This window comes from Novacetimonas hansenii (genome assembly GCF_014843995.1).
GTDB classification, from domain to species: domain Bacteria; phylum Pseudomonadota; class Alphaproteobacteria; order Acetobacterales; family Acetobacteraceae; genus Novacetimonas; species Novacetimonas hansenii.
Window position 1 is genome coordinate 140,285 of record NZ_CP062147.1, and the last position, 25,761, is coordinate 166,045.

Here is a 25,761-nt window from a genome sequence, read left to right on the forward strand (position 1 = left end):
CCGCCCTTCTGTCACGCGCCATGGCCGCGTTATAGTCCCACGGATGTGGGCGCATGGCGTCATGCCCGCCCCTTTGCGCCCAGAGTTTTCATGACGGCCACACCCCGGCAACCTGCATGCCGCGATGTCATGGCCACACAAGCAGGATACGGATTTTTGGCGATCCCCGGCCGTTTCATCCCCGAGTCCCTGACATCCGGCCCCACACGGACCCGGCTGCTGCGGCGTCTTGCCGAAACGGGCGGGGTGGCGTTGTGGATGCTGGCGCTGGCGCTGATAGCCGCCTTGTGGAGTTATGATCCGCGCGATTCCTCGGCCAATACCTCCAGCGCGCAGGCCCCCACCAACCTGCTGGGCACGGTCGGGGCATATGTGTCGGACTTCCTGTTGCAGAACATGGGCATCACCAGCGCACTGGTCATCCTCGCGCTGATCGCATGGGGATGGCGTATCATCCGCCATAATGGCGTGGGCTCCGGGCTGATCCGCGTGGCCGCGCTGCTGGCGGCGATGCCGGTCCTGTCCGCCCTGCTGGCGGCCGTGCCGATCATGTTCCCCGCCGTCCCCAATCCGCAATGGCCGGCCGATTCCGGGCCAGGTGGGGCGGTAGGGCTGTCGCTGGCGCATATGGCGCTCCAGGCCGGGGTCAGCATGATGGGTGCGTGGGGACGGCCCATCATGTGGCTGCTGGGCCTTGTTCTGGCCCTGCTGCTGATCCCGCTGGCACTGGCGCTGTCACTGTCGGAATGGCGCGCGATCGGGCGCGCGCTGCGCATGGTGGGACGCCAGCCCGTCCGCCTTGCGGGCGGGGCGCATACCCTTGCGGGCAACATGCGCGCACGGGTGCAGGCCTCGCGCAGCGACCCTGCCCCCACCATTACGGACGCGCCCCCCCGGGCGCGTGACAGCCTTGCCGACGCCCTGCCTGAAGAGGACATCCCCCTTCCCCGCCGCATGGAGCCCGAGGCAGCCCCCCGTGCGCCGGACCCGGCCTATCCCGTGACGACGCACGCCCCCGTGCAGGCGCCTGCCCCCGCTGTGCCCGAGACCACGCCCGCGCGGGCCATGACGCCACCACCGCCCGTGCCGCTGCCTGCGACCTCACGCTCGCTAAGCGTGCGTGACGCCGCGCCACCGCCACTGCCCCCCGCACGGGAAACAGCCACGCAGCCCGAACCCGCAGCCAGCCTGCCCGCATCCTCCATGCAGGGCCGGGTGTCGATCGGCACGAACTGGGTCCATCCGCCAGGAATGGAGGAGGATATTTCCCCGCCGCTGCTGGTGAATCCGTCGGAACCGCAGGACCTTGCCCCCTGGCACGAGGATGCGCCCACACCGGCGACGACATTCGCCCCGCCGATCGACACCCCGTCACAGCCCGAACGACCGACCCTGCTGGGACGTCTGTTCAGCGGGGGCGCCACGCGCCCACCCGCGTCCCCCGTGCCCGAAGACCTGCCACCGGCGGCCCCGCCGACGGGTACGACCACCGCACCGATGGGCGAACGCTATGACGCACCGCAGCAGCATACATGGCAGTTGCCGCCCCTCTCCCTCCTTCGGCCCCCACCGTCACATGCCACCACCGGCCCGACGGAAGAACTGCTGAAGGCGAACGCCGCGCACCTTGTCACCATCTTGTCCGAATACGGCGTGCAGGGGGAAATCAGGACCTATCACGCAGGCCCGGTCGTCACCCTGTTCGAACTGATGCCCGCGCCTGGCATCCGTGCCGCGCGCGTCATCGGACTTGCGGATGACGTCGCACGCTCCCTTTCGGTGCTGAGCGTGCGTATCGCCACGGTGCCGGGACGCAATGTCATCGGGATCGAGGTGCCCAATACCCGCCGCGACACGGTCTATTTCTCCGAACTGCTGCGCGACGACCGCTGGGTGCATGCCCGCGCGCGCCTGAACCTCGCGCTGGGCAAGGATATTGCGGGGGAACCTGTCTATAGCGACCTTGGTTCCATGCCACACCTGATGATCGCGGGCACCACCGGGTCGGGCAAGTCGGTGGGCGTGAACGCCATGATCCTGTCACTGCTGTACCGGCTGTCACCGGATCAGTGCCGGCTGATCCTGATCGACCCCAAGATCCTTGAATTCTCGATCTATGAGGGCATTCCCCACCTGATGACGCCGGTGGTGACGGAACCGGCCAAGGCGGTCGCGGCCCTGAAATGGACCGTACGCGAAATGGACCGCCGTTACCGCGCCATGGCGCACCTGCAGGTCCGCAACATCGCCAGTTATAACGAACGTGTGGCCGAGGCGCGCGCGCGGGGCGAAATCGTGACCCGGCGCGTGCAGACGGGATATGACCCCGAAACGGGCAAGCCGACATTCGAAGAACAGCAACTCGCACTTGATGCCCTGCCCTATATCGTCGTGATCGTGGACGAGATGGCGGACCTGATGATCGTCGCGGGCAAGGAAATCGAGGCCCTGCTGCAACGTCTGGCGCAAAAGGCCCGCGCGGCGGGCATTCACCTGATCATCGCGACACAGCGCCCGTCCGTCGATGTCATCACCGGCACCATCAAGGCGAACTTCCCGACGCGCATCTCCTTTCAGGTCATCAGCAAATTCGACAGCCGCACCATCCTTGGCGAACAGGGGGCGGAACAGTTGCTGGGGCGTGGTGACATGCTGTTCATGCAGGCGGGGGGCCGCATCACGCGCGTCCATGGCCCCTTCGTCGATGATAGCGAAGTAGAGGCCGTGGTTGCCTTCCTGCGCGCGCAGGGGGAGCCCATCTATGACGATGAAGTCATCTCCGCCCAGGACGAGGACGGGGGTGGCCGCGCCATTGGCGGCGGCGCAGGCGGGAACGAGGAAGACAGCCTGTTCGGACAGGCGGTGGAGCTTGTCGCGCGCGAAGGCAAGGCGTCCACGTCCTTTATCCAGCGCCATCTTTCGATCGGCTATAACCGCGCGGCCAAGATCATCGAGCAGATGGAGAAAGAAGGCCTCGTCAGCGAAGCCAACCATGTCGGCCGTCGCGAGGTATTGATGCGCAAGACCGCCGACGACGAATGAAACCCCGCAGACCCGCCATCCCCCGCGTCACATCCCCCGCCCCGCGTGCTGTCACGCGTGCTGTATCGGACCGCAACGACGGGGAACTGCCCTTCCCTGTCCTGCTGCGGACGCGGCACTTCATCGTGATCGACAAGCCCCCCGGCCTGCCCGCCCATGCGGGTCGCGCGGGCGGGCCAAGCGTGGAAGACGCGTTCGCCCTGATGTCACGCCATCGCAACGGGCCATGGCTGGCGCACCGGCTGGATCGTGACACATCGGGGTGCCTGCTGGTGGCATTGCGCAAACAGGCGCTGATCGCGGCACAGGAATGTTTCGCCAGTGGCCGGACCACCAAGGTGTACTGGGCCATCACCCATGGCCATCCCACAGCGGGGCATGGGGTGGTCGAGGCCCCGCTGCTGCGGCGGGCGGAACGCGGGCAATGGCGGATGGAGATCACGCCCGACGGGCAGGACGCCCGCACGGCGTGGCGGTGCCTCGCACGCGGCCACATGCCCGATGGCAGCCCGGCAAGCTGGCTTGAACTGCGGCTGGAGACGGGGCGTACCCACCAGGCACGGGTGCATTGCGCGGCACTGGGTTGCCCGGTGATGGGGGATGGTCAATATGGTCGGGCGGACGGAAAGTCGCTACATCTGATGAGCCGTGAACTGTACCTGCCCCTTGACCCACCCATCCATGCCATCGCCCCGCCACCAGCCCATATGTGCCTGACCGCACGACAGGCGGGATGGACGCTGGCATGTCCGCCGGCCATCACACATGCCGTAACCAGAGCGCATATAACCGAACCACCCGCCGCCATGGCCCTGCGGGACAATGCCCCCACCCACGCGCAACATCCCGGCCATGACGTGCCCGCCACCACGCCCTGACGCGCGCCATTACGGAGAACCCCGTGTTTGCCCACCAGCTCACCGAAGGTCTGATCCGGGTCCTTGAACGTCCCGATCTGCGCGTTATCGCCGGTTCGCGGCGCATCAGCCTGTCGCCTGACCTGCCCGTCCCCTTCCGCGTCACCGATACGGGGCATGTGCTGCTGGGCGCGGCATGTCTGGGCCATGGGGATCACAGCGCATTTTACCTGCGCCATGCGCTCGAACTGGCGCATCTGCTGGAGGTTGCCCCCCGCCACCCCGTCATCGCCGCCCTGTGCGCGGCGCGGACGGCGGCACTGTTTCACGGGCTGGACGTCACCTGCGACGCCGCCCCCACCACGGTCGCGGGGCCGCTGCCGGCGTGGATCGACATCATGGCAGCAGACCACCTGCCCTCCCCTGCCATCCTGCATGAGGTCTGGCTGTCCGTGGCACCATGCCAGCCCGCGCCCGCCGATACGCCCGACATCGCGGCCATACATGCGCGCATGCAGGCAGTGTGGCCGTGGACCGGGCCGACCGAAACACTGATGGCCCTGGGCGGCGATGCACGGCTGAGTATCGACCCCACGACCGGCCTGAACCATTATGGCTGTTCACACCGGCCGCGCCCGTGGGCGGTCACATTCGCCTCATCCACCGCGTCCTCGCTCTCCGAACGTGGCTTTGCCGGGGCGGAGGCGGCGCGCCTGCGCCTGATCGCCGCCGCCCTGTCGGACCCGCATGCCGATGTGCCTGCCGCCCTGACGACGGAAATCCATGACGGAATCGCACGGTATTTCGGCCTGCGCGGGGATGAGGGGATCATCCTTGCCCCCTCTGGCACGGACTGCGAACTTTATGCACTGGCGCTGGCGGCGCTGGCGCCGGGGGGACGTGCGGTCAGCAATATCCTGATCGCGCCGGAAGAAACCGGAAGCGGCGTGCCCCTGGCCGCACGCGGATGCCATTTCGCCAACGATACCGCGCTGGGTCACATGGTGCCAAAGGGGCACCTGATCGCGGGATTCCCCGATGATACGCAGGTAATCGACCTGCCGATGCGTGACGCACGCGGGCAACAGATCCCGCTGGCGCAGGTCGATGCGGACTGCTTGCGCGTGGCGCGCGCGGAACTGGCACGCGGGCGGCATATCCTGCTGCATCGCCTTGACCTGTCAAAAACCGGGCTGCTCGCCCCACAGATGGAAACACTCGATACCCTCATCGCCACGGCCGCGGTCGGGCAGGTGGATGTGGTGGTCGATGCCTGCCAGACGCGACTCGACCCCGTGCGGGTACGCGACTACCTCGACCGGGGGTGGATGGTGATGGTCACGGGGTCCAAGTTCTTTACGGGGCCGCCGTTCTGCGGGGCGGTCCTGCTGCCTGCGCCGGTCATGGCGCGCCTGTCGGGCACGCCCCTGCCGACGGGGCTGGCGCAATACACCCATCAGGCGGCATGGCCTGCGGGACACGCGCGCATGGTGCTGCCGACGGGGCACAATATCGGGTTGAGCCTGCGCTGGCAGGCGGCCCTTGCGGAAATGGCCGCACTGTCGGAGGTGCCACGCGCCACCGTCACGCAACGCCTGCGGACATTCCTGTCAGCGGCACGCGACGCCATCACGCATAATCCCGACCTGTGCCTGTTGCCCCCTGTTGCCCCGCGCCGACCACCACTGGCCGATGCATGGGATGATGCCGCGACGATCCTGTCCTTTTTCGTGCGCGCACATGATGCACATGACACCTTCCGCCCGCTGGCGCTGGCACAGGCACGCAGGCTTTATGTATGGCTCAATACCGACCTATCGACCGTCATCCCCACCGGTGACGGGGATGAACGCCGCCTTGCGGCACTGTTGTGCCATGTGGGACAGCCGGTGCCGCTTGCACATCCGGCGCTGGGCGGGGAGCTGGCCGGGGCGTTGCGCATTTCGGCGGGCGCGCGCCTGGTTTCGGGCGAGCCCTCGCATGACGGTATGGACAGCCGACGCCGGATGGAGCGCGAAACACGCGATGTCCGTCGTGTGGTGGAAAAAATCAGCCTGATCCTGCGCCACTGGCCCACCATCGCCGCCCATGACCCGCATCCGACCTACATGCCGCATCACCTGGAGCAGGGATGACAATGAAAGTTTTTGGGTGTCGCCTCTTTTCAAAAAGGCGACGTCTTTCAAAGCTTTTTGAAAAAAGCTTTACCAAAAACTTCTGAATTCAGCTTAACCCCGAGGTCCTGCAGACGCTTTTATTTCTCCAGAGACAGGGGGCAGGAACCTGTGGTCCCTGCCGGGTCCGGGCAGAACCCGGTTTTTTCTTCGCTGTTTCGTACACGCACACGTCACGCTGACAAAAGCCTATGGAGACCCCTGCCCTCATGTCGCAGAATCACGGTAATTTCCTCGACACCCCGCAATTGCAGAAGGGGGTTACGCGGTTCTGGCTGATCCGCCACGCCATCGTTGAACAGAACGCGCGCAGGCACCTGTATGGTGCGATGGATGTGCCGCTATGCCCCGACAGCCTTGTCGCGCAACGCCCGATGTACGAGACGCTGGCCCGTCGCCTGCCGCATCCGGCATTATGGTTCACCTCCCCCCTTGGTCGGGCGCAGCAGACGGCGCAGGCCATCCAGCAGGCCGGATATGGCATGCAGGCCAGCCGGATCGAACCGGGTTTTACCGAACAGTCGATGGGCGAATGGCACGGCACGACACATGACCGCCTGCCGGAAAAACTGGCGGTGCCGGCGCATCCGTTCTGGTCCGTGGGGGCCACGGAACAGCCACCGGGTGGCGAAAGCATGGTGCAGGTCTGCGCCCGCGTCGGTGCGGCGCTGGATCGTATGTCGCGTGAATATGCGGGACAGGACATGGTGGTCGTCAGCCATGGCGGGGCGATCCGCGGGGCGTTGGCGCATGCGTTGCATGTCCATGCGCATACGGCACTGCATTTTTCGGTCCAGAACCTGTCGCTTAGCGTCATAGAACACCTGCGCGAGGGATGGCGCGTCGTCAATGTGAACGAACTGCCTCTGGCCTGACCCGTTCCATGTGCGGCATGCTCGGCTGTTATATCATGGCCCGTTGCCTGCTTTCCATTGCCGGAGACCGCACATCATGACCCATCCCACGTCCCGTTCCTTTCCGCGGGGAGCGGCGCTGCTGAACGATCCCGCCGCGAACAAGGGAACCGCCTTCAGCGCGGAGGAACGGCGCGTACTGGATATCGAAGGGCTGCTGCCGCCACAGATCGAGACACTGGAACGTCAGGCGGAACGCGTGTTCCGCCATCTTGACGCCAAACCGAACGACCTTGAACGCTATATCTACCTCTCCAGCCTTGGCGACCGGAATGAAACCCTGTTTTACAAGGTCGTCATGTCCGACCCGGCACGATTCGTGCCCATCATCTATGCCCCGACGCTGGGTGCGGTGTGCAAGGCGTTCAGCCACCTGTACCGCCGCCCGCGCGGCATGTATATCAGCCTGGAACATAAGGGGCGCATCGCCTCTGTCCTGCGTAACTGGCCCGAACGCAATGTCCGCTTTATCTGCGTAACAACAGGCGGGCGCATCCTTGGCCTTGGCGATATCGGGGTCAACGGCATGGGCATCCCGATTGGCAAGCTGCAGCTCTATACCGCATGCGGGGCCGTGCCACCACACACCACCCTGCCGATCCAGTTGGACATCGGCACGACCAACGCGGCACTGCGGGCGGACCCGCTTTATCTCGGGCTGCGGCGCGAACCGCCGGAACAGGCGGAACTTGATGCGTTCGTAGAGGAATTCGTCAATGCCGTACAGGAGGTCTTCCCCCCCTGCTGCATCCATTTCGAGGATTGGAAAGGCACGGATGCGATCCGCTACCTTGCGCATTATCGCGACCGTGTTTTGTGCTACAATGACGACATTCAGGGCACTGCGGCTGTCACACTGGCCGGCTTGACCACGGCCCTACAGATTCTGGAAGCCCCTTTGTCGGCCCAGAAGGTTGTGTTTCTGGGCGCGGGGTCATCAGGGCTGGGTATCGCAGACCTGCTTGTACGCGCCATGCAGCGCGAGGGCCTGTCGGAAGATGCCGCGCGCGCGCGCATCACCATGATGGACAAGGACGGGCTGCTGGTCACATCGCGCACCGACCTGTCGGAACAGCAGCGCCGCTATGCCCGCGATGATACGCCCACGACAGACCTTCTTGACGTGATTACGCGGGTGCGTCCCACGATCCTGATCGGGGTATCCACCATGGGGGATGCCTTCACACAGGCGGTGGTCGAACGCATGAGCGCGATCAACAGCCGTCCCATCATCTTTGCCCTGTCGATCCCCAATGCCGAATGCACGGCGGAACAGGCTTATACCTGGTCAAAGGGACAGGCCCTGTATGCCGCCGGCATCCAGTATCCGGTGGTCCAGGTCGGGGACCGGTCCTTCCATCCGGGGCAGGCCAACAATTTCTATATCTTTCCGGGGCTCGGCCTGGCCACCTATGCCACATGCCCACGCCACATCACCGATGATATCATCATCGAGGCCGCACATGCGCTTGCGGATCAGGTGGATACCGCAAGCCGTGCGCGCGGGCGGCTGTTCCCGCCACAGGACCAGATCGTGGAGGTGGAAATCACCTCGGCCTGTCGCCTTGCAGAATATATCTTTGACCATGACATGGCCCATGTCGAACGCCCCGACGATATCCGCAAATGGGTCGAGGGCATGATCTATACCCCGACATACAAGCCCATCGCACTGGAGTGAATCCAGACATATGCCTTTTCCCAAAGATCCATATCTTTGCGCAGCGTTTGAGAGACTGCTTGAAAAGTCATTCTTAATAACATACTGAAATTATAAAGGTTTTTGGGGAATCTTTTCCCAAAAAGCTTCAGAAGACGCCGCCTTTCTGAAATAAAAGGCGGCGTCCAGAAACTTTTCTTATTTTTTCTCAATGAGCTGTTTTCAGACACGCTCCGAGAACAGCGGCGCCATAAACATTTATAATGTCAGTAGGTGACTGGTCCTGCCATTTCAAATGGCCTGCCAAAGAATGACAAACCTTCTGATACCGCCCCCCTTCAGGACTCTGGGGCTGCGACCTCTCTGCGGGGCTATCGCGGCAGTTTATGCATTGCGGGGATGGAACAGGATCACCCCTGCCCCGATCAGGCAAATCGCAGCCCCCAGGATTTCCCAACGTGTCGGGGCATATCCCTCCACCACGCGCATCCATGTCAGGGATGCAAGGATATAGATCCCGCCATAGGCCGCATAGGCCTGCCCCGCCGTATCGGTATCAATGCGTGTCAGCAACCACGCAAACGCCACCAGCGCCGCCATGCCAGGGATCAGACAGGCGATGGACCGCCCCAGCCGCAACCACGCCCAAAAAGCAAAACAGCCACCAATTTCACACAAACCAGCCACCAGATAAATGGCAAGGGACAGGATATACTGCTTCACTGACGACGCTTCCTTTCCTGATATCAGAACCGGCCATATCCACAGCAGAACACCCCGTCCCCGTCCAATGGCTGGAACCTGCATATCCACGGAACATGACCTGAATGGTAAAGGGAGTTTGGTGGAGATTTTTCAAAAATCTGCAACACCGTCGCCCTTGTTAAAAAGGCAGCATGGCGCCGTTTATGATCTTTATCGGGCATCTTGGGCGGATATTGCCGGATTGTTGTCCAGATACAAAAAATCCCGGCATCAGATGATACCGGGATTTTCATACGGCAATCGGCGTTACACCGGAATTCTGTGGTGGGCGCACAAGGGCTCGAACCTTGGACCCGCTGATTAAGAGTCAGCTGCTCTACCAACTGAGCTATGCGCCCACAGACTTTCCCCTTTCGGGTGAGGGGCTTTTACCAAGACAGGCCCATGGCGACAAGGGGTTTTTTGAATATTTTTTCCAACATAGTGAACCCACCCCATGGATCACCATCACCCCACCTGAACGTCCACAGGTTCATCGTTTGTTTTTTAACGCCCGAAAGAACACACATTCAAAACCCGCAGAAACATTCCCCCGATCAGGCCATGGGCAGAGGTTTGAAACCACCCCGTATAATTGCAGAAGCGGCCTGGTCCTTTTCCGCAGGAAAGAACCCTCTGCCCCCTTCCCTCATGCCTCATGCCTCATGCCTCATGCCTGCAACAGCCGCAGCAACCCATCGAACTGGTCCAGGGAACGGTAATCCACACGCAGCGAACCACCCTTGCCATCAAAGGTAATCTGGACCTTCAACCCGAGCTTTGCCGTCAGGTCACGTTCCAGCGACCCGATTTCCGGGTCTTTATGCGCCTGCTCCTCCCGCTTTGCCGCGACCTTGTTCTTTGCATCCGTTTTTTTCGACAGGGCCTCGGTCTGGCGGACGTTGAGCCCCTGTTTCAGCACAACCTTCAGCGCCGCGACAGGATCGGGATGCGCCAGCAGCGCACGTGCATGACCCGCCGACAGTTCCCTGTCCCGCACGGCATCACGCACAGGCGGGGGAAGTTGCAACAGGCGCACCATATTGGCGACATGGGGGCGTGACTTGCCAATGGCCCCCGCCAGTTCTTCCTGTGTCAGGCGGTAATCGTCGAGCAGACGTTGCAGGCCCTCCGCCTCTTCCATGGCATTCAGGTCTGCGCGTTGCAGGTTTTCCACCAGCGCCGCCGCCATCGCATCGCCATCGTCAAGGGCACGGATATGGACCGGCACCTCATGCAGGGACGCAAGCTGTGCGGCACGCCAGCGCCGTTCCCCGGCGATGATCTGGAACATATTGGGACGATCCGGGTGGGGACGCACAAGGATCGGCTGCAAAATACCCCGCGTACGGATGGAATCCGCCAGTTCTTCCAACGCTTCGGGGGCCATGTGCTGGCGCGGCTGGAACGGGCCGGGTTCAAGGACATCCACCGGAAGCACAGAGCCACCATCCATATTTTTACGCGGTTCCAGCCCCGGTGCAGGATTGAGCATGTTCACCTGATCGCCGAGCAACGCGGCAAGCCCCCGGCCCAATCGTGGGCGGGCGGCATCCTTCTTGGGTTTCATCCCTGCTTTTTCCCTTTCCGGCCCGCCCTGAGTGCAAGGCGTGAGGTCACTTCATCCGACAGCGCCCTATAGGCCTGGCTGCCGGAGGAACGGGCGTCGTAAAACATCACGGCCTGCCCATGGCTCTGTGCTTCGGAAATGCGAATATTGCGCGGAATGACCGTCTCCAGCACGCGATCGCCAAAGAAGCTGCGGGCGTCCGCCGCCACCAGTTCCGACAGGTTGTTACGCCGGTCATACATCGTCAGCACGATCCCCTCCAGCTTCAGCGCCGGGTTCAGGGACTTGCACAGGCTGTTGACGGTGCGCACCAACTGGCTGATCCCTTCCAGCGCAAAAAACTCGCACTGCAACGGCACGATCACCGCCTGTGCGGCCACAAGCGCATTCAGCGTCAACAGGCCAAGGCTGGGTGGGCAATCAATCAGGATGACATCATATTCACCGCCAATCCGCGCAATGGCATCACGCAGGCGATATTCCCGTCGATCCGACATGACCAGTTCCAGTTCCGCCCCGGCCAGTTCGGTATCCGCCGCAATAACCGACAGGCCGGGAACGGATGTTTCCTGGATCAGGTCAGCCGCCGGCGCATCCTCCCCAATCAGGGCATAGGTCCCACGACGCCGGTTTTCATAACCGATCCCCAACCCGGTGGACGCATTTCCCTGCGGGTCGATATCAATCAGCAGAACACGGAACCCACCTGCCGCAAGACCGGCGGCAAGGTTGATGGCAGTAGTTGTTTTCCCCACCCCGCCCTTCTGGTTCGCAAGGGCGATGATGCGGGGGGCATGCGCGGCCTTATCGACCGGATGATGCATGGTTGTGGTCTGTGACACGCCTTATATCGCTCAATCTAAGAATGATACCATCCGCATCAGTGCGGCTTGGAATTCGGGTCACCGCCATACGCCAGTCGGCATTGGCGGCATTGAGTTCTTCGTCTGCGTTCTTTCCCTTCAGAAACAGGCAGAATCCTTCCTTATCCAGAAATCGTACGCCCCATTGCAATAACTGCGGCAATGGGGCCAGGGCACGCGCGGTGACGATATCGGCAGGCCCGGCCTCCGCCGCCTCGATCCGCGCGGCGATGACACGGGTGCGCACACCCGCCACACGGGAGGCCTCGCGCAGGAACGCGGCCTTGCGTTGGTCAGATTCAATCAGCGTGACATGCGCGTCAGTCGCCATCGCAATCACCAGCCCGGGAAATCCCCCGCCCGACCCCATATCCACAACCCGCGCACCCTGTGGGATCAGGGCCGCAAGTTGCAGGCTGTCGGCAATATGGCGGGGCCATAACTGCGCCAGGTCCGGACGGGACACAAGGTTGATGCGCGCATTCCAGCGCACCAGCAGGTCAGCATAGGCCGTCAGGCGATCGCGTGTTTCACGTGAAACATCATCCAGCACACCTGCATGCCCCATCATGTCTGCCCCCGACATCAGGCCACCTGCCGCACATGCGACAATACCGCCACCAGTGCGGAAGGCGTAATGCCGGGAATGCGCTGTGCCGCACCAAAAGTGACAGGCCGCGCCTGCGACAGGCGTTCCTGCATTTCGGTACTGAGGCCACCAATCGCATGGTAATCAAGGTCATGCGGCAAGACGAGGCGTCCGTCATTGGCAAGCTGGCGGATTTCGCGTTCCTGTCGGGACAGGTATCCGCTGTACCGGGCTTCGGTCGCGACATGCTGACGCACCCGTGACGACAGGCTGCCCACCCATGGGGCAACCTTCTCCACCACATCCATCAGCGCCCCCGTCGCCATGACATCCAGCAACGATCGCGCACGCCCGTCGGCAGATACTGTAATCCCCTCACGCCGCAGGGTTTCGGGCGGATAGGTATCGGTGCGGGCACGTTCCATCGCCATGTCGATCGCGGCCTGCTCCTCCGCAAAGCGCTGACGGCGCGCGGGGCCGATACAGCCCCATGCCATGCCCAGCGGCGTCAGGCGCAGATCGGCATTATCCGCGCGCAACGTCAGGCGATATTCCGCACGCGACGTGAACATGCGATAGGGTTCGGACACCCCCTGCGTCGTCAGGTCATCAATCATGACACCGATATAGGCCGTGCCCCGATCCAGCGTCACCGCCCCCTCGCCCGCCGCACGACGCGCGGCGTTGATACCGGCCACGATTCCCTGCGCGCCGGCTTCCTCATATCCCGTCGTGCCATTGACCTGCCCGGCAAGGAACAGGCCCGGCAGGGACTTCAGCTCCAGCGCGGGGGTCAGCTCACGCGGATCGACATAGTCATATTCAACCGCATAGCCGGGGCGCACGATACGACAGCGTTCCAGCCCGGGTATGGAATGCAGCATCTGTTCCTGCACATCCGCAGGCAGACTGGTGGAGATCCCATTGGGATAGACCAGTCCCCCCCCGGGATTATCCGGCAGCGCCTCGGGTTCAAGGAATATCTGGTGGCTGTCACGCTGTGCGAAGCGTACGACCTTGTCCTCGATGGAAGGACAGTAACGCGGCCCCCGCCCCGAAATCGCGCCACCATAAATGGCCGACAGGTGCAGATGTTCACGAATGATATCGTGCGTACGGGGTGTCGTCGCGGTAATGCGGCATGACACCTGGGGGTTCGTGATCGTGTCGGTCATGCGGCTGAACGGTTCGGGAATCGCATCGCCCCGATCCTCCGCCAGAGCATCCCAGTCGATGCTGTCACGGGCAATACGGGCGGGCGTGCCGGTCTTCAGCCGCCCCATCCGCAGGCCCAGCGCCTGCAACCGCTCCCCCAGCCTATGGGCCGGGGCCTCCCCCACACGTCCGGCAGGCTGACTGTCATGGCCAACATGGATGACCCCCCGCAGGAACGTCCCCGCCGTCAGGACGACCGCCCCGGCATGGAAGATGCGCCCATCCTCACACACAACGCCACGGACCGTGTGGCCATCATCCACCACAAGATCACCCGCAGCGCCCTCGACAATCTCCAGACCTTCGGTTTCAGCCAGAAGATCGAGGATCGCACGCTGGTAAAGGGAGCGGTCCGCCTGCGCACGCGGACCATGGACGGCAGGCCCCTTGGAGCGGTTGAGCAGCTTGAAATGAATACCCGCCCGGTCCGCCGCCTTCCCCATCAGGCCATCCAGCGCGTCAATTTCGCGCACAAGATGCCCCTTGCCAATTCCACCGATTGCGGGGTTGCACGACATCACCCCCACCGTCGCACGCTGATGGGTCAGCAGCATGGTCCGCGCGCCACACCGCGCGGCAGCGGCAGCGGCCTCGCACCCGGCATGGCCGCCGCCAATCACGATCACATCATAAGTGGCGTTGTACGTGGCGTTCACCCTACCCCCTACTCCTGCTCTATCCCTACTTGCCGATACAGAACTGCCCGAACACCGTGTCCAGCAGCGCCTCCACCCCTACGGCCCCGGTCAGGCGCCCCAGTGCACGCATCGCCAGACGCATTTCCTCGCCCCGCACCTCCGGCCATGCATCATCGGCGGCGCGGTTCAGGTGATGGGCCGTCTCCTCGATCGCTGCGCGATGACGCGCCCGCGTCAGGGGGGCGGCGGCACGTCCCTGCGTCAGGTCGCGCGCACGTTGCGCCAGAACATCACGCAGGGCCTCCATCCCTTCCCCGGTCCGCACACTGATACCCATGATGCCCGGCGGGGCGGCAACCTCATCAATCCTGTTGCAGACCATGATGCTGTCGGGGCCGACCTTATCCGGTACCGCTGCCCCTGAAAACACATGTATCACGCAATCTGCCTGTTTCACGTGAAACAATGCACGTCGCACGCCCTCGGCCTCTATTTCGTCATCGGTTTCACGCAGGCCCGCCGTATCCACCACTATCACCGGGACATCACCCAGCACGATGCGCACCTCGATCGCATCGCGCGTGGTCCCGGCACGCGACGACACGATGGCGGCGTCACGCTGCGCCAGCGTGTTCAGCAGGCTCGACTTCCCCACATTGGGCTCGCCTACAATCGTAAATACCAGCCCCCGACGCAGGCGCTCTCCCTGACTGCCATCATCAAGGTACGCCTGCATTTCGTCGCGCAACTGCGCAAGCGTGCCAAGCAATGCGTCTTCCACTTCCGGCGGCAGGTCCTCGTCCGGGAAATCGATCAATGCTTCCTGATGGGCAAGCGCTGTCCGCAGACGCGCGGCCCAATCCTCATACAGGCGACTTTGTGCGCCATCGGCCTGTGCCAGCGCCTGCCGCCGCTGGGCCTCGGTCTCCGCATCAATCAGGTCGGCAATCCCTTCCGCCTGCACAAGGTCGAGCCGACCGCCGGCAAAAGCACGGCGCGTGAACTCCCCCGGTTCGGCGGGACGCGCACCCAGCGCCACCAGCGCATCGGCCACACCGGCAATGACCGCAGGCCCGGCATGCAGGTGCAGTTCGGCACTGTCCTCGCCAGTATAGCTGTTGGGACCGGGAAACCACAGCACGACGGCACGATCCAGCAACACGCCCGGCCCCGCATCCGCATCACGTCGCCATATCCCACGCAATGACGCGCGGCGCGGTTCAGGCAGGCCACCGCACAGGCTGCGCAGGATTGCATCACACCCGGCGCCACTGATACGCATGACGGCAATGGCGGCGCGCCCCGCACCGGTGGCGAGGGCAAAAATCACGGGCGCCATACCGTCGCCATGTCGCCTTACTGGAAGCTCGGTTGCCGCGGTCATTCGGGTTGTTCCCATTTCCTCTGTGACGGGAACGGGTTATCGTCCACGTCCCTGTCGTGATCAAGGTGACACATGCCACAACTCTCCCTGCATTCCCCCACTGGCCCGCTGACCGTCTCGGCCGAGGACGACACGATTGTGGCGCTCGACTGGGGTTGGGGCCGGGACCAGGAAGAAACACCCCTGTTGCGACGCGCATGCGACTGGCTCGATGCCTATTTCGATGGGGACACCACGCCATGCACCCTGCCGCTGTCCCCTTATGGCACACCACAGCAGGTTGCGGCATGGACATTCATCCGCACCATCCCGATGGGCCATACCCTCCCCTGCGCCGAGGTCGCACGGCAGGCCAGCGTGACGGTGGCCGATGTTGTGACCGCATGCAGCGAAAACCCCATACCCATCCTGATCCCCTGCCACCGGGTAAATATGGAAGGATGCGCGGATTACGACGCGGATACCTATCCCGGCGATCGCGGGGCGATGGACCGCGCCTTCCTGCGGGATCTGGAAACCGACGCCCCCGATCTGGATTGAACACACAGCCTCCTTCACCACAAGGAAACCCTGTCATGAACACAGTCATCCGCGTCCACGAATATGGCGGTCCCGACGTCCTGCGTATCGAAGACCTGCCAATTCCCGTTCCGGGCAAAGGCGAGGTCCTGATCCGCCAAGAGGCAATGGGCGTCAATTTCATTGACACCTATTACCGCAGTGGCCTTTACAAATTCCCTTCCCTGCCCGCGACGCCGGGCATGGAGGGTGCGGGCGTGGTGACGGCGGTTGGCCCAGGTGTAACCGACCTCGCGGTGGGGGCGCGGGTGGCCTATCCCATCGTTCTGGGCGGATATGCGCATCACCGTGTCATCGCGGCAGACCGCGTGGTGGCGCTGCCTGCCGCCATTCCGTTCGAAACGGCGGCGGGAATCATGTTGCGCGGCCTGTCGGTGCATATGCTGTTGCGACAGGTATATAAGGTGCGCAAGGGGGAAAACATCCTCGTCTATGCGGCGGCAGGTGGGGTCGGGTTGCTGATGTGCCAATGGGCGCGGCATCTGGGCGCACGTGTCATTGGCATTGTTTCGACCGAGGAAAAGGCCGAACTGGCACGCGCCAACGGGGCGGCCGACGTTCTGGTCGGCACACATGACATCCCCACGCGGGTCCGCGACCTGACCGACGGCGCAATGGTGCCGGTCGTCTATGACAGCATCGGCCGCGTCACGTTCGAAGACAGCCTGAACTGCCTTGCGCCACGTGGCCTGATGGTCAGCTATGGCAACGCATCCGGCGCGGTAACGGATGTTGCGGTCGGCACATTGGCCAGTCATGGCAGCCTGTATCTGACGCGCCCGTCACTGGGCACCTATATCGCACAGCGTGATGAACTGGTGGAGGGTGCGACGGAACTGTTCGGACTGGTGGAACAGGGCATCCTGACCCCACGCATCGGACAGAGTTTCGCCCTGAAAGACGCCGCACAGGCGCATGTCGCGCTGGAATCACGCAAGACAACAGGCAGCACGATCCTGTTGCCATAACACGCCACGGCCTGTCGAAAACCACTTTCCATAAATAGGTCGAGGGTGCAGGGAGCCATGCTCCCTGCCGGGCCCGGGCCGCACCCGGATGCCTTACTCAATACAGGGGTTTCGTCACCTGATGGCGACCTTCAGGGGCTTTGCCCCCGAACCCCCACCAAAGGTCACAGACCTTTGGAAACCCCTTCGCCTCAACAGATCGAGGGTGCAGGGAGCATGCTCCCTGCCAGGTCCGGGCCGCACCCGGATGCCATACTCAATACAGGGGTTTCGGATCAGGTCGCGATCCAGCCATCCTGCTGCAACGCCACCCCGGCCAGATACAGGCTGCCGCAGATCACCACCCGTGCCGGCGGCCGGGACGGCGTATTATTGTGTGACAGATGTTCCAACGCCTGACGGATGGTGGGGCCTGCGGTGACACGTCCCTGTCCTGCCGCGATAATCTCTGCGACCGGCAGGGCAAGGTGCTGCTCAGGCTCCGCCACGGCCTGCACACTTGCGGCGTGGGGCAGCAACGGGGCAAGGAAACCGGAGGCATCCTTGGTCTGTTTCATGCCAACGATCAGGTGGACGGGACGATCAGACCAGTCCTGTATCACGCGCGCCAATGCATCCCCCGCACCGGGGTTGTGCCCACCATCGAGCCACAGATCCCACCCATCGGGCAAAACCTGCGCCAGCGCGCCCCCCAACCGTTGCAACCGTGCAGGCCAGTGCGCATCGGCAAGGCCCGCCCACGCGCCAGCCGGGATCGACAGGCCACTTGCACGCAGGGTGGCAACCGCAAGGCCCGCATTATCCACCTGATGCGCCCCGTGCAGGCCGGGATGCGGCAGTTCCAGCATCCCTTCCCCATCGCGATAGACCAGACGCGCGCCATCGGGTGACGGGGTGATGGACCATTCATGACCACGCCGCCACAAGGGCGCATCATGTTCCGCCGCCGTGCGGGCGATCACACCCATCACGTCCGCCGGGTGCCGTCCGGTGGCAACCGGTACGAAATCCTTGATGATACCGGCTTTTTCCAGGGCGATCTTTTCCAGCGTATCGCCAAGGAACGCCTCATGATCCATGGAGATGGAGGCAATAGCGCATGCCGCCGGGCGCGCCAGCACATTGGTCGCGTCGTAACGCCCGCCCAGCCCGACTTCGACGATCATCAATTCGGCAGGATGACGCGCGCCCAGCACGAATCCCGCCGCTGTCAGGACCTCGAACACGGTGATCGGCGCGCCTTCATTGACGCGTTCGATCTCCTCCAGCACCGCAGCCAGTTCGGGTTCGGACACAAGACGCCCGGCAATACGGAAGCGTTCGGTCACATGCACAAGATGCGGCGACGTCATGACATGGACACGCCATCCCGCCGCCTCCGCAATCGCGCGGATCATGGCACAGGTGCTGCCCTTGCCATTGGTGCCCGCCACATGGATGACCGGCGGCAGATGGCGTTCGGGATGACCCAGACACGCCAGCAGATGTTCCAGACGCCCCAGCGACAGGTCGATCAATGCCGGATAAAGCTGGTTCAGCCGTTCGAGGATCACACCGGTACGCCCGGCGAATTCAGGACCAAGACCGGACGTTGGCGAAGCATTCATGATGGACCGTTACAGGTTACGCCGCGCAGGTTACGCTGCGGATGGCGTGATATGGGCGTGGTTGAGTTGCCCGATCAGGGTGCCAAGGATGGTCGGCAGTTCAGACCGCGTGACCACCATGTCGAGCATGCCGTGATCAAGCAGATATTCCGCGCGCTGGAACCCTTCGGGCAACTTTTCGCGCACGGTATCCTCGATCACGCGCTGCCCGGCAAAGCCGATCAGGGCGTTCGGTTCCGCAATCTGGACATCGCCCAGCATCGCAAAGGAGGCAGAGACCCCGCCCGTCGTCGGGTTGGTCATGACCACGATATAAGGCAGCCTTGCCTCGCGCAGCATTTCCACCGCGATGGTCGTGCGCGGCATCTGCATCAGGCTGAGCATCCCTTCCTGCATGCGCGCCCCACCCGATGCGGTAAAGACGATCAGCGGGGCCTGTTGCAGGATCGCAAGGCGGGCGGCGGCGAGGAATGCCTCGCCCAATGCCGCCCCCATCGTGCCGGCGATGAATTCAAACGCCATGACCGCGACAACCGCATCATGCCCACCGATGCGGCCATGCGCGACCGCCATTGATTCCTCAAGCTGGGACTTCGCGCGCTCGTCCTTCAGCCGGTCTGTGTAACGCTTGCGGTCACGAAAGGACAGGGGATCAACCGGGGCCTTGGGCAGTTCGATACGGGTGAACTCCCCCTTGTCGAACGTCCATTCCAGGCGCTCATGCACCGAGGCGCGCATATGGTGCCCGCAATGCGGACAGACATTCATCGCGCGCCGCAGATCCTTGACCAGGATCATCTGTTCACAGGACTCGCAATTGGTCCACAGGTTGTCCGGCACTTCCCGCTTGAGCAGGCCACGGATCTTGGGCCGGACATATTCGGTCAGCCAGCTCATGTTACCTCTCCCTGACGTACGTCTATGCGCCTGCTCCATACAGGCAGATCGCACGTTATGCCAGATTCACGTTCATACCCGCGCGGCATGGACCGCATCGGCCAGTTCGCGCAAGTGCGACAGCACGCTGTCAACGGTCTGCGCCGTGGCGTTCCCATCCGCATCAAGCGTCCCCTCAAGCGTGTTGAGCAATGCGGAGGCCACGACGGCCGCATCGGCGGCACGCACGGCATTGGCCGCCTGCGCCGGGGCGCGGATGCCAAAGCCGATGGCGATCGGCAGGTCCGTCACGGCGCGCAGGCGCGGGATCGCGACGGCAAGTTCATCGGTACTGGCCGTGCGTGTGCCGGTTACACCTGTGATACTGACATAATACAGGAAGCCAGATGCCCCATTCAGTACAACCGGCAGGCGCGCATCCGGCGTGGTTGGCGCGACAAGGCGGATGATGTCCAGCCCGTTCGCCGCGGCAGGCCCACGCAGCAGGTCGCCTTCCTCTGGCGGGACATCGACGATAATCAGCCCGTCCACGCCCGCGCGCGCGGCGTCGGCGCAGAACCGTTCATGGCCATATGCCTCGATCGGGTTGAGATATCCCATCAGGATGATCGGCGTGTCATGATCGTCGCGCCGGAATTCCGCGATCATCTCCAGCACGCGCGGCATGTTCGCCCCGCCACGCAGGCCACGCAGCGCCGCCTTCTGGATGGTCGGGCCATCGGCGCTGGGGTCGCTGAAGGGCATGCCGACCTCGATCAGGTCAGCGCCTGCCCCCGGCATCCCCTTGAGCAATGCGAGCGAGGTTTCATAATCGGGGTCGCATGCCTCCACATACGGGATCAGGGCGCCACGCCCCTGTTGCTTCAGGGCGGCGAATCGACTGGCAATACGGCTCACAACGACACTCCCAGATGCGCGGCGACGGTGAAGATATCCTTGTCCCCCCGGCCTGATACGTTCAGTACGATGACCTGATCCGGCGACATGGTGGACGCCAGCTTTGCGACATAGGCCAGGGCGTGGGCGCATTCCAGCGCGGGGATGATCCCCTCCGTCCGCGTGCAGAGCTGGAACGCGGCCAGGGCCTCGTCATCGGTTGCACCAACATATTCGGCGCGGCCAATATCATGCAGCCAGGAATGTTCCGGCCCGATGCCGGGGTAATCAAGGCCCGCGCTGATGGAATGCGCCTCTGCGATCTGCCCGTCCGCATCCTGTAGCAGATAGGTGCGGTTGCCATGCAGCACACCGGGGCGCCCACGCTCGATGGAAGCGGCGGTCTCCCCGCTATCAAGGCCACGGCCTGCGGCTTCCACCCCGATCAGGCGCACGGACAGGTCATCAAGGAACGGGTGGAAGATGCCCATCGCGTTCGACCCGCCACCGATGGCCGCGACAATCGCATCAGGCAGGCGGCCTTCGGCCTCCAGGATCTGCTGTTTGGTTTCCACACCAATAATCGACTGAAAATCACGCACCATCTCTGGATAGGGGTGCGGCCCGGCCACCGTACCGACAAGGAAATAGGTGTCGCGCACATTCGTGACCCAGTCACGCATCGCCTCGTTCATTGCGTCCTTCAGCGTCCCCGCCCCGGCCGTGACGGGAATGACCTCCGCCCCCAGCAGGCGCATGCGGAACACGTTGGGCTTCTGCCGCTCCACATCGGTCGCCCCCATGTAGATGCAGCATTTCATGCCGAACAGGGCGCAGACCGTGGCGGTCGCGACGCCATGCTGTCCCGCGCCGGTTTCGGCGACGATGCGAGTGCGACCCATGCGGCGTGCCAGCAGGATCTGTCCCATCACATTATTCAGCTTGTGCGAGCCGGTGTGGTTGAGTTCCTCGCGCTTCATATAGACACGCGCACCGCCAAGTTCCGCCGTCAGGCGACGCGCGAACCACAGCGGGCTGGGTCGGCCGACATAATCCTTGAGGTAATATTCCAGTTCACGCCGAAATTCGGGATCGGCCTGTGCTTCCCTGTAGGCTTCGGTCAGTTCGAGGACCAGCGGCATCAGGGTTTCGGCAACAAACCGGCCGCCAAAGATACCAAACCGCCCATGTTCATCCGGGCCGGTACGCAGGCTGTTCGCGCGGGACGGCGGGGCCGGGGATTGTGCTGCGCTCAACTTTCGCTCTCCACAGGGAATAAAATTCGTGCGGGTGTCGATGATGGTATATCGCACGTCCCCGCGCGATGATACGCCTACGGCGTTCTGGACCCGATGGCGTGAAAAGGCCACCCCCTCCTGCCCCCCGGCAGGCTGTCACGATTTGACATAAAGCCGGTTGTCCCGATGATAGGCCGGGACAGGTTACGAAAAGAGGATAGCTTATGTTTCTTGCGCACAGGCCCGGCTCGCCCGCCCGGACGATCACGAGCGAGGCCGATGCACAAGAGGTCAGGGACGTTCCGTGGCTGGACCTGCTGGACCCGACCGAGGAGGAGCAGGCACTGGCCGCACGGGTCACGGGACAACGTATCCCCACGCGCGCCGAACTGGACGAGATCGAAAGTTCATCGCGCCTGTTCATGGAAGATGACGCGGTTTATCTGTCCACGCCCCTGGTGCGCCAGATCGGGGATGACTTCTTTGCCTCCCCCGTCGGATTCGTCCTGATGCGCGACCGGCTGCTGACGATCCGTTTTACCGGTTTCACCGCATTCGACGTGGTGGCGCGGCAGGTGGCGGGACAGTCCACCCGCCTGTCGGGGGATGAATGCGTCACCCTGCTGCTTGAGGCGGTCGTGGACCGACTGGCGGATATCCTTGAACATCTGGGACAGGCGCTGGATGGGATGTCCAAGGACGTGTTCCAGTCCGAACATGGCGGGATGCGACGCATGGACGGGCTGCTGCGCAGCATGCTCAGCCGTGTGGGACGGTCAGGCGACCTGGCGTCGTCGGTGCGCGACAGCCTGCTGGGACTGGAACGCATCACCATCTTTGTAACCGAGAATAAAAAGCGCGACCTGTCAGACAAATTACAGGGGCGGCTTGCCACAGTGGAACGCGATATCAAATCGCTTAATGATTTCGTATCGCAGACATCGAACAAGGTGCAGTTCCTGCTTGATGCCACTCTGGGCTTCATCAGTATCGAACAGAATAACGGCATGAAGATCCTGACGGTGGTCAGCTTCATTGGCGTGGCGCCCACTCTGGTCGCGGGGATATATGGGATGAATTTCCATGATATCCCCGAACTGAACTGGAAATATGGATACTGGTATTCGCTGGCATTGATGGCGGCGACCGTGATCCTGCCGCTGCTGTGGTTCTGGCGCAAAGGGTGGCTGGGTAAGTAATCGCAATCCATGTTGACTTTTCAGGTCACATGGAGTATCGACACCCTATGAGCTGCGTGGTCGCATGACCATGATGCCTTATCCTCTGTATGAATGTAATATCCACGTCGCATTTCTGACTTCGTCTGCAGATGCTCGGATGTGACAGCCAGCTTCCCCATGTCACACCGGATATTATCCATTCCTCCCCCCTGAACTGCCAGTCCAAGGCAACGCTTGCATGCATCTCGCCGAACTCAAGGCCAAAACACCAGCAGATCTTCTGGCTTATGCCGAAGGTCTGAACATTGAAAACGCATCATCCCTGCGCAAGCAGGAACTGATGTTCACCATCCTCAAGACACTGGCCGAGAATGACCAGGCGATTTATGGGGATGGAACACTCGAAATCCTGTCGGATGGCTTCGGCTTCCTCCGCTCGCCAGAGGCAAATTACCTGCCCGGCCCCGACGATATCTATATCTCCCCCAGCCAGGTGCGGCGCTTTGGCCTGCGCACCGGCGATACGGTGGAAGGGCAGATCCGCGCGCCCCGCGATGGGGAACGTTACTTTGCGCTGCTCAAGGTCGATACGATCAATTTCGAACCGCCCGAGGCCGTACGCCAGCGCATCAATTTCGATAACCTGACGCCGCTATATCCCGAACGCCGCCTGCAGATGGAGGTCGAGAATACCGCCGTAGGACCAGCCGAAGGCAGTGCGAAAGGCAAGGGCAAGGGGCCGGCGCGCGACTTTACCCCACGCGTGATCGACCTTGTGTCCCCCATCGGGATGGGGCAACGCGCGTTGATCGTGGCGCCGCCACGGACCGGCAAGACCGTGATGCTGCAGAGTATCGCGTCCTCCATTTCCGCAAACCACCCCGAAGTGTTCCTGATCGTCCTTCTGATCGACGAACGCCCCGAGGAAGTGACCGACATGGCCCGCTCGGTAAGGGGGGAGGTCGTGTCCTCCACCTTCGACGAACCGGCGACGCGTCATGTGCAGGTGACCGAAATGGTGCTGGAAAAGGCCAAGCGCCTGGTCGAGCACAAACGCGACGTGGTTATCCTGCTGGATTCGATCACCCGTCTGGCGCGTGCCTACAACACGGTCGTGCCGTCATCGGGCAAGGTGCTGACCGGTGGTGTGGATGCCAACGCGTTGCAGCGCCCCAAGCGCTTCTTTGGCGCGGCGCGTAACATCGAGGAAGGCGGGTCGCTGACGATCATCGCAACCGCCCTGATCGATACCGGCAGCCGCATGGATGAAGTGATCTTTGAAGAGTTCAAGGGCACCGGCAACTCCGAACTGATCCTTGACCGCAAGCTGGCGGACAAGCGCACGTTCCCGGCCATCGACATCACCAAGAGTGGTACCCGCAAGGAAGAGCTGCTGGTCGATCGCGCCGACCTGTCGAAGATGTGGGTCCTGCGCCGTATCCTGGCGCCGATGGGCACGATGGATGCAATGGACTTCCTGCTCGACAAGCTGAAATACAGCAAGACGAACAAGGATTTCTTCGACGCGATGAATACGTAAGCCACCGTCGTAGCAATCCGAACCGTGACGAAAACCCCTCCTGCGCCATGCAGGAGGGTTTTTTTTTATGACAATATTTTCTTCAAATCATTCCCCAGACGCACCCTTTTTAAAAAAGGGGCTTCTGGAAAGCTGTATTATTTTACGCATACACGTCCCTGTGGGACCGATGGTGATTTATGCAAGTATACGATTACGAAACTGCTCGTTCTCGTCCATTTCCTGCCCGAATGCCCGCGCAAGAGAAAATGAATATTCCAGAACCAGCTTGATACATTTTGCCTTGTAATCTGCGTCTTCGGTATATTTCAGGTCACCACCATCATACTTCATCATATCCATTGTATAATCGCTGTTAGGGGTTCGTTCGAAAAAACCCTTGTCATTAATGATCCGATTGGGGTCGTTCATCAAAATCCGCAGGGGTTCGATATAATGCGATCCCGTGCCTTTTGTGACCTCACGCCGCCCCGCCGCAGTGATCTTCAATCGCATGATGATCCATTTATATATGTCCTGCCAGCCGGACCGCCGGGGATAATGCGCAATGCACAGGTTGCTGCCCCCAAAGGCATGCAGTTCGATACCGTCACGATATGCGGTATGGTTGCCTTCACTGATTTGGATATTGCCAGGGATCTTGCCCCGGACGGCAACTTTCAGGACGCCGATATTCTCTATCGTTCTCCATATCATACGCTGGGGCACGACCCGTTCTTCGGTTTTATCAAATATTGTATCCATATAGTTTCTGATGGGAAGAAGGATGGATTCAAAATTGGGGGGAACGGTTTTTATGAAATTCGAAAACCCCTCAACCCTGCCACGCATATCAATGAATTCATCAGCATCAATGAAAAATACCCAATCCGCATCAAAATCTCTGCATGCAGTATTGTACAGGAATGTATTTCTTTCGCGTTCACTCGACACAATACATGGCTTCTCTATCAACGTGATTGCCAGACCCTCCTGAATCATGTCTTCAATGATCCCTAATGTCCTGTCCGCGCTGCCATCATCGAGGATAATAATACGATCCAGATGAGCAAGGTGATGTCTTATATTTGCTTCAATAACATCATCTTCGTTAAGAAGCCTCATCACAGCGACCACGTTCATTTTATGTTCCTTATCCCTGATTTTTATATTTTATATATGCTTCATAAACAGAAAATAAATCATATGCCGGTCCCGTGTGAAAACTGCGTGACACGAATCGGAT

At 62.0% G+C, this 25,761-nt stretch carries 20 protein-coding genes and 1 tRNA gene; 9 read left to right on the forward strand and 12 right to left on the reverse strand.

Features of this window, described 5'->3' with window-relative positions:
- The first annotated feature begins 90 nt into the window (after nucleotides 1-90).
- The 5 genes from IFJ82_RS00625 (at nucleotide 91) to IFJ82_RS00645 (ending at nucleotide 8,668) form a co-directional block, all read left to right on the forward strand.
- A complete protein-coding gene (locus tag IFJ82_RS00625) occupies nucleotides 91-3,042 on the forward strand; it encodes a DNA translocase FtsK (protein WP_408901697.1) in 2,952 nt (983 codons plus the stop codon).
- Nucleotides 3,039-3,920, forward strand: a complete 882-nt coding sequence (locus tag IFJ82_RS00630; protein ID WP_192265247.1) for a pseudouridine synthase family protein — start codon at nucleotides 3,039-3,041, stop codon at nucleotides 3,918-3,920. Before IFJ82_RS00625 ends, IFJ82_RS00630 begins: the two co-directional genes overlap by 4 nt.
- Before the next feature lie 23 nt (nucleotides 3,921-3,943).
- A complete protein-coding gene (locus IFJ82_RS00635) occupies nucleotides 3,944-6,034 on the forward strand; it encodes a hypothetical protein (RefSeq protein ID WP_192265249.1) in 2,091 nt (696 codons plus the stop codon).
- 248 nt (nucleotides 6,035-6,282) lie between these two features.
- Complete coding sequence (locus tag IFJ82_RS00640) at nucleotides 6,283-6,948, forward strand: histidine phosphatase family protein (RefSeq protein WP_080545484.1); 666 nt, start codon at nucleotides 6,283-6,285, stop codon at nucleotides 6,946-6,948.
- A gap of 76 nt (nucleotides 6,949-7,024) precedes the next feature.
- The gene (locus tag IFJ82_RS00645) at nucleotides 7,025-8,668 is read left to right on the forward strand and encodes an NAD-dependent malic enzyme (RefSeq protein WP_192265251.1); all 1,644 of its coding nucleotides are present in this window, start codon (nucleotides 7,025-7,027) and stop codon (nucleotides 8,666-8,668) included.
- Nucleotides 8,669-9,031: 363 nt separating this feature from the next.
- Here IFJ82_RS00645 and IFJ82_RS00650 read toward each other — a convergent pair whose 3' ends face one another.
- The 7 genes from IFJ82_RS00650 to mnmE form a co-directional block, all read right to left on the reverse strand.
- Entirely contained in the window at nucleotides 9,032-9,370 is a 339-nt protein-coding gene (locus IFJ82_RS00650; RefSeq protein ID WP_408901698.1) for a YnfA family protein, read from the reverse strand.
- Between the two features lie 304 nt (nucleotides 9,371-9,674).
- Nucleotides 9,675-9,750, reverse strand: a tRNA-Lys gene (locus tag IFJ82_RS00655).
- A 311-nt stretch (nucleotides 9,751-10,061) separates the two neighbouring features.
- Nucleotides 10,062-10,961 carry a ParB/RepB/Spo0J family partition protein gene (locus IFJ82_RS00660; RefSeq protein ID WP_003616897.1) on the reverse strand — a complete coding sequence of 300 codons (900 nt, stop codon included), beginning with the start codon at nucleotides 10,959-10,961 and terminating at the stop codon, nucleotides 10,062-10,064.
- The gene (locus IFJ82_RS00665; RefSeq protein ID WP_003616895.1) at nucleotides 10,958-11,785 is read right to left on the reverse strand and encodes a ParA family protein; all 828 of its coding nucleotides are present in this window, start codon (nucleotides 11,783-11,785) and stop codon (nucleotides 10,958-10,960) included. The genes IFJ82_RS00660 and IFJ82_RS00665 overlap by 4 nt, the downstream gene beginning before the upstream one ends.
- On the reverse strand, nucleotides 11,766-12,410 hold the full coding sequence (gene rsmG, locus IFJ82_RS00670; RefSeq protein ID WP_003616893.1) for a 16S rRNA (guanine(527)-N(7))-methyltransferase RsmG: 645 nt from the start codon (nucleotides 12,408-12,410) through the stop codon (nucleotides 11,766-11,768). The genes IFJ82_RS00665 and rsmG overlap by 20 nt, the downstream gene beginning before the upstream one ends.
- A complete protein-coding gene (gene mnmG / locus IFJ82_RS00675) occupies nucleotides 12,410-14,284 on the reverse strand; it encodes a tRNA uridine-5-carboxymethylaminomethyl(34) synthesis enzyme MnmG (protein WP_192265252.1) in 1,875 nt (624 codons plus the stop codon). Before mnmG ends, rsmG begins: the two co-directional genes overlap by 1 nt.
- Nucleotides 14,285-14,309: 25 nt before the next feature.
- Nucleotides 14,310-15,605 (reverse strand): tRNA uridine-5-carboxymethylaminomethyl(34) synthesis GTPase MnmE, encoded by a 1,296-nt coding sequence (mnmE, locus tag IFJ82_RS00680; RefSeq protein ID WP_003616889.1) that lies wholly within the window; start codon nucleotides 15,603-15,605, stop codon nucleotides 14,310-14,312.
- Nucleotides 15,606-15,722: 117 nt separating this feature from the next.
- Here mnmE and IFJ82_RS00685 point away from each other — a divergent pair, with 117 nt between their 5' ends.
- Both IFJ82_RS00685 and IFJ82_RS00690 read left to right on the forward strand, forming a co-directional pair.
- The gene (locus tag IFJ82_RS00685) at nucleotides 15,723-16,190 is read left to right on the forward strand and encodes a methylated-DNA--[protein]-cysteine S-methyltransferase (protein ID WP_192265254.1); all 468 of its coding nucleotides are present in this window, start codon (nucleotides 15,723-15,725) and stop codon (nucleotides 16,188-16,190) included.
- Nucleotides 16,191-16,225: 35 nt separating this feature from the next.
- Nucleotides 16,226-17,197: a quinone oxidoreductase family protein gene (locus tag IFJ82_RS00690; protein ID WP_075631595.1), complete on the forward strand. Its 972-nt coding sequence runs from the start codon at nucleotides 16,226-16,228 to the stop codon at nucleotides 17,195-17,197.
- 275 nt (nucleotides 17,198-17,472) lie between these two features.
- Here the strand turns inward: IFJ82_RS00690 and IFJ82_RS00695 are convergent, their stop codons facing one another.
- The 4 genes from IFJ82_RS00695 to trpB all read right to left on the reverse strand — a co-directional run bounded on the left by IFJ82_RS00695 (nucleotide 17,473) and on the right by trpB (nucleotide 21,833).
- Nucleotides 17,473-18,804 carry a bifunctional folylpolyglutamate synthase/dihydrofolate synthase gene (locus IFJ82_RS00695; protein WP_192265256.1) on the reverse strand — a complete coding sequence of 444 codons (1,332 nt, stop codon included), beginning with the start codon at nucleotides 18,802-18,804 and terminating at the stop codon, nucleotides 17,473-17,475.
- A 30-nt stretch (nucleotides 18,805-18,834) separates the two neighbouring features.
- Nucleotides 18,835-19,701: an acetyl-CoA carboxylase, carboxyltransferase subunit beta gene (accD, locus tag IFJ82_RS00700; protein ID WP_003616882.1), complete on the reverse strand. Its 867-nt coding sequence runs from the start codon at nucleotides 19,699-19,701 to the stop codon at nucleotides 18,835-18,837.
- A 72-nt stretch (nucleotides 19,702-19,773) separates the two neighbouring features.
- Nucleotides 19,774-20,598 (reverse strand): tryptophan synthase subunit alpha, encoded by an 825-nt coding sequence (gene trpA, locus IFJ82_RS00705; protein WP_003616880.1) that lies wholly within the window; start codon nucleotides 20,596-20,598, stop codon nucleotides 19,774-19,776.
- On the reverse strand, nucleotides 20,595-21,833 hold the full coding sequence (trpB, locus tag IFJ82_RS00710) for a tryptophan synthase subunit beta (protein ID WP_225578723.1): 1,239 nt from the start codon (nucleotides 21,831-21,833) through the stop codon (nucleotides 20,595-20,597). The genes trpA and trpB overlap by 4 nt, the downstream gene beginning before the upstream one ends.
- 206 nt (nucleotides 21,834-22,039) lie before the next feature.
- On the opposite strand from trpB, the gene IFJ82_RS00715 reads away from it, so the two are divergent.
- Both IFJ82_RS00715 and rho read left to right on the forward strand, forming a co-directional pair.
- Nucleotides 22,040-23,014, forward strand: coding sequence for a magnesium transporter CorA family protein (locus tag IFJ82_RS00715; protein ID WP_003616876.1), 975 nt, complete (start codon nucleotides 22,040-22,042; stop codon nucleotides 23,012-23,014).
- A gap of 220 nt (nucleotides 23,015-23,234) precedes the next feature.
- On the forward strand, nucleotides 23,235-24,536 hold the full coding sequence (gene rho, locus IFJ82_RS00720) for a transcription termination factor Rho (RefSeq protein WP_048858749.1): 1,302 nt from the start codon (nucleotides 23,235-23,237) through the stop codon (nucleotides 24,534-24,536).
- A gap of 177 nt (nucleotides 24,537-24,713) precedes the next feature.
- Here the strand turns inward: rho and IFJ82_RS00725 are convergent, their stop codons facing one another.
- A complete protein-coding gene (locus IFJ82_RS00725; RefSeq protein ID WP_003616873.1) occupies nucleotides 24,714-25,658 on the reverse strand; it encodes a glycosyltransferase family 2 protein in 945 nt (314 codons plus the stop codon).
- Nucleotides 25,659-25,761: the final 103 nt, after the last annotated feature.

What these genes read in the sequence shown, in the direction of transcription:
- IFJ82_RS00625 (WP_408901697.1), top strand. Translation starts at nt 91, where the DNA reads ATGACGGCCACACCCCGGCAACCTGCATGCCGCGATGTCATGGCCACA.
- IFJ82_RS00630 (WP_192265247.1), top strand. Translation starts at nt 3,039, where the DNA reads ATGAAACCCCGCAGACCCGCCATCCCCCGCGTCACATCCCCCGCCCCG.
- IFJ82_RS00640 (WP_080545484.1), top strand. Translation starts at nt 6,283, where the DNA reads ATGTCGCAGAATCACGGTAATTTCCTCGACACCCCGCAATTGCAGAAG.
- IFJ82_RS00645 (WP_192265251.1), top strand. Translation starts at nt 7,025, where the DNA reads ATGACCCATCCCACGTCCCGTTCCTTTCCGCGGGGAGCGGCGCTGCTG.
- IFJ82_RS00660 (WP_003616897.1), bottom strand. Translation starts at nt 10,961, where the DNA reads ATGAAACCCAAGAAGGATGCCGCCCGCCCACGATTGGGCCGGGGGCTT.
- IFJ82_RS00665 (WP_003616895.1), bottom strand. Translation starts at nt 11,785, where the DNA reads ATGCATCATCCGGTCGATAAGGCCGCGCATGCCCCCCGCATCATCGCC.
- rsmG (WP_003616893.1), bottom strand. Translation starts at nt 12,410, where the DNA reads ATGTCGGGGGCAGACATGATGGGGCATGCAGGTGTGCTGGATGATGTT.
- mnmE (WP_003616889.1), bottom strand. Translation starts at nt 15,605, where the DNA reads ATGGCGCCCGTGATTTTTGCCCTCGCCACCGGTGCGGGGCGCGCCGCC.
- IFJ82_RS00685 (WP_192265254.1), top strand. Translation starts at nt 15,723, where the DNA reads ATGCCACAACTCTCCCTGCATTCCCCCACTGGCCCGCTGACCGTCTCG.
- IFJ82_RS00690 (WP_075631595.1), top strand. Translation starts at nt 16,226, where the DNA reads ATGAACACAGTCATCCGCGTCCACGAATATGGCGGTCCCGACGTCCTG.
- IFJ82_RS00695 (WP_192265256.1), bottom strand. Translation starts at nt 18,804, where the DNA reads ATGAATGCTTCGCCAACGTCCGGTCTTGGTCCTGAATTCGCCGGGCGT.
- accD (WP_003616882.1), bottom strand. Translation starts at nt 19,701, where the DNA reads ATGAGCTGGCTGACCGAATATGTCCGGCCCAAGATCCGTGGCCTGCTC.
- IFJ82_RS00715 (WP_003616876.1), top strand. Translation starts at nt 22,040, where the DNA reads ATGTTTCTTGCGCACAGGCCCGGCTCGCCCGCCCGGACGATCACGAGC.
- rho (WP_048858749.1), top strand. Translation starts at nt 23,235, where the DNA reads ATGCATCTCGCCGAACTCAAGGCCAAAACACCAGCAGATCTTCTGGCT.
- IFJ82_RS00725 (WP_003616873.1), bottom strand. Translation starts at nt 25,658, where the DNA reads ATGAACGTGGTCGCTGTGATGAGGCTTCTTAACGAAGATGATGTTATT.